This is a genomic window from Natronorubrum halalkaliphilum (assembly GCF_009834785.1).
In the GTDB taxonomy this organism is placed as follows: Archaea; Halobacteriota; Halobacteria; order Halobacteriales; family Natrialbaceae; genus Natronorubrum; species Natronorubrum halalkaliphilum.
Genome location: NZ_WUYX01000032.1, coordinates 1 through 3,749, shown reverse-complemented (window position 1 = coordinate 3,749; position 3,749 = coordinate 1). Strand labels below are relative to the sequence as shown.

Sequence of the window (3,749 nt, the reverse complement as noted above, 5' to 3'; positions counted from 1 at the left end):
GGGTACATAACCCCTTCGGACTCGAGTGATCCGAGATGACGGAACGAGTTGAACGTTCCGTCGATCACTTCTTCTTTGCATTCAATCCGAGGCCACGGGTACATTTAAGACCGTCGGATTGCGGGCCGAAAGAGAGGGAGTCTCATACATATTGTTCCAAGAGAACAGGAACGTGTACGAGTGGTGGTTCGAATCGTCTTCAAATATGGGCCATTCTGAGCCGCTCTTCCCCACCAGGTAGAGGACGCGTCTAACCCAACCAGTTTGGGACACGAATTATGCTCAGACCGACCAAACTCGGTGATGACTTGGGTGTAACTTGTCCAAACTGTTTAGCTGAAGATGGAGAGCGAACTGATCAGGAAGTATTGAACTCGAATCGAAAGCGATCCTATAGATGCAAGAGCTGTGGACAGGTTTGGAACGTCATTCTCTGAATGAATTCGGTCACAGCATCCCACTCACCAGGTCGGATCTCTCGGTCGTGTAGTTGAAATCGAATTGTGGGAAAGAGAACCGCGCTATCATCGGTGATCTGTTCTGTGCTGGTTGGGTCTGCTCGCTACCGACCACCGGGTCCATGGGCCCTGACGGGACAGAACTCCCGGGTCGTTACAGTCTTCGAGTCTTCGTAAGTCACGATCATAGGTCTGGAAGATAATCGCGACGATGTTCTGCCTTTTCTTGGGGGTTCCGCCGGTCGTAATGCCGATCGAGGATATCGTCGCTCGAATCGAGACGATCGCCGACGACTCGAGGAGGAACGTCCTCGCGACGGTAAGCCGTCACCCGATCGCTTCGAACGTCGTGGGGCGACCTCGAGGATTGGCATGTACTCGCTTTCGAGTAGAGCGGCGCGTCGCACTCCACAGGGTCACAATCGTGCGAACACTCGGCACCGCGCCAGCATGGACGTGTGACTCCGTACATCGTATCTCGAATCGTCGAAACGGCCGGTCGGCCTGACTTTGTCGTTAACAGCGGAGACCGCTCGTGGTCATCGGTCGAGTCTTCTCGTGGACCGTCGATGTAGTCCTGAAGGACCCCGGCGACGAGACCGGTGATACTGTTCCACCGTTCGCCCTTCTCGCCTTTTTGAGCGGTGTCCCCGTTTCTGGCCGGTGAACGAACTGAAGTCCGAGCGATTCGCCCTCGAGTTCGCAATCGGGAAGGTCGAGTGCCCGGATGCCTCTCTCACGCGCGCCCGTGCGCTACATCGGTGCGAATCGCGATCGAGCCGCCCGAAAAACGTTCGCGACGAGCGTGTTCAGCGCGGTGAATTCCGGATCGAGATACGTCGAATCCAGTCAGCCGCGACCGGAGTGGCGGCCCTGGTCGCTCGCACTCGAGCGAGCCAGCTGGCACGTCGCTCGATTTCAGAAGGGCACGCCCATCGAGATCAAGAGTACGATGCTCGAGCATACCGACGGCCAGCCGGGGAATTTCACGGTCTACAGCGAGTACCACGAAAAGCTCCGGCGAGCGGACGGCTGGTACTGTTTCGTCGTCTACGGGCCCCACGGGCGCTCTGGCTGTACGATCGTCAAGGACAACATGGTTCGCTCGAGCGATCTACCACTGTTCCGGTGGCATGGGAACGGCGGTCACCGTGGAACCGAACAGCCGAAGATCTCGATCGACTCCATTTTCCGAACGACACGTCTGGATGGTTATTTGACGTTTGTCAACTAATAGCGTGGGATTCAAGGGCAAGGTTAGAGAATCGGAAATTGGGTTGGAGTGAAACCACCAACACCACCTACCACTCCAACCCGTCTCGAATTACACACGTCCCATTTGTAATGGTTTTGCATTTTTCGACCCAGGAAGCCAAATTACGTTCAGAATGGCTCTTATTATTGATTCCTCGAGTTTTGGTTGCCATAACACTGAGAAAACGACTACAAACAGGTGTGTGATAAAACAGCATAGTTCAATGTGCCAATAGATATAAACGGGCAGGGCCGAATACCTACTCGGCGGGGAGGTGGATATTGTCGTTGCCGACGCTATCCGTCCAACTGAGGCGTTCGGACAGTCCCCGCTACTGATCGCGATCGTTCCAACGTCGACCTTTCCAGCCGACATACGATTCGCGATCACCTTCCGATTGACACACCACCAGCGGAAGGGGGCTTTAACGTCGGCCTTTCGCCGGCGTTTTGCACTCAACTATTCCGCGAGACGTCATTGATACAAGATTCGACGGGCCTATCGCGCTACTCCTCTCCGTTTTTGTGACGCTGACGCTGCTTTTGGTATCGATCAAAAATATGGGCGCAGTCGCGGTCAGTAGCAGTCTCGCGATCGGTTAGTCCAACCGTTCGACGGTATTCAGCGCGTTGACGCGTCCCGCGCCGAGTTCCGTGTCACCGCGGTTATCCGCGGCCTCCGCACCTTGCCGGATGGCCTGGAGCACCTGCTGCGTGTTCGCACCCTCGTCAAGTTCGCGCACCAGGGCGGCGAGACCGGTGACTTGCGGGGCCGCCATCGACGTTCCCGCCAGCCACGCGTATCCGCCGGGGTACGTCGAGAACACGAGGTTAAGTGGGTACGGCCACTCGGTTCCCAGGTCGACCGTTTTCTCTTCGGTTTCGTAGCCGCCGCCGGGCGCGCCGACGTCGACGTCGTTGCGCCCCCAGTTTGAGTAGAACGTGAGTTTATCATTCGGGCCGGTGGCGCTGACGCCGATGATCCCTGACAGTCCGTTCCAGAGGCGGAGCCACCCGCCCTGCAGGTCTGTCTCGTCGTTGCCAGCCGACCCGACGTACAGTGTTCCCTCGCGTCGCCCGTAGTTTGTGACAGGCTCGAACATCCGCCGGTACATCCCCACGGTATCGTCGAATTCGGCGAAGTCCTGTGGAGCCATCATAAAGCCGAGACTGATGTTGGCGGCGTCCGCGCCGACGTCGGCGGCGTACTCCATCCCGACCATGATGTCACCGAACGTGCCGGTGCCGTAACCCAGCACGTCCACGGAGATTATCGTCGCGTTGGGAGCGGTCCCCGTCATGATTTCGTCGCCCGTTGCGGCGGCCGTCCCCGCAACGTGGGTGCCATGTCCGTTGGGGTCGCCCTGGTGAGATGCAACCTCGCCGTCGATGATAGCGGCGCTGGCGTCAACGTCGAGATTCGAGAGGTCGGGATGGCCTTCGTCGACCCCGGTGTCGATGACCGCCACCGTCGTTCCCTCGCCCGTCGCGTGTGCCTGTGCCTCGCGCACGTCCTGTACTTGCTTGTCCCAGAGCAGTTCGTCGTAGACGTCGTCAGGGTCGTCCGGAATCTCGTCGTGCTCGTCTTCGATAACCGGTTCGAGTTCAAGGGCGAGGTCTCGAACAGCGGCAGTGACGCCGTGAACGTTTTCGAGATCGTCGACCGCATCTTCCGGGCCGGTTACCAGCGACAACTCGCCGCCCGCAAGTTCAGTCAGAACGTCGAATTCAGTAGACTCCACGTTCGCTCCCTGCCCGGACGTCCGCGCGATGTAACGCGCCTGTCCGTCGCTCGCCGAAGCAACCCCGGTAACGAACAACGTTGCCCCTGCCGCACCGATACCTTTCACTATGTCGCGTCTATTGAATTTCATAGCGCGAGTTTCTCTCCAACTGAACGATTATTAGCTATGAAGTAGATACAATCACACAAATAATAGCTATACCACGATCACCATCTGTCTTTAGCTAACCCTCAGCCATCGGTTGTGTAGCGGTAGCGAGCCTCTCTTGGAGGATCGGTCGTTGTTGGTGTAT

General features: G+C 57.5%; 2 protein-coding genes and 1 pseudogene. 1 reads left to right on the top strand and 2 read right to left on the bottom strand.

Features of this window, described 5'->3' with window-relative positions; all coding sequences use genetic code 11:
* Positions 1-642 precede the first annotated feature (642 nt).
* Positions 643-1,208, bottom strand: a pseudogene (locus GS429_RS22665) (site-specific integrase); the annotation flags it as partial.
* Between GS429_RS22665 and GS429_RS10855 the strand changes: the two are divergent.
* The gene (locus GS429_RS10855) at positions 1,186-1,692 is read left to right on the top strand and encodes a PD-(D/E)XK family putative nuclease (RefSeq protein ID WP_235920793.1); all 507 of its coding nucleotides are present in this window, start codon (positions 1,186-1,188) and stop codon (positions 1,690-1,692) included. The pseudogene GS429_RS22665 and the gene GS429_RS10855 overlap by 23 nt on opposite strands.
* Positions 1,693-2,311: 619 nt before the next feature.
* Here GS429_RS10855 and GS429_RS10850 read toward each other — a convergent pair.
* The gene (locus tag GS429_RS10850) at positions 2,312-3,454 is read right to left on the bottom strand and encodes a S8 family peptidase (protein WP_328821352.1); all 1,143 of its coding nucleotides are present in this window, start codon (positions 3,452-3,454) and stop codon (positions 2,312-2,314) included.
* Between the last annotated feature and the right edge of the window lie 295 nt (positions 3,455-3,749).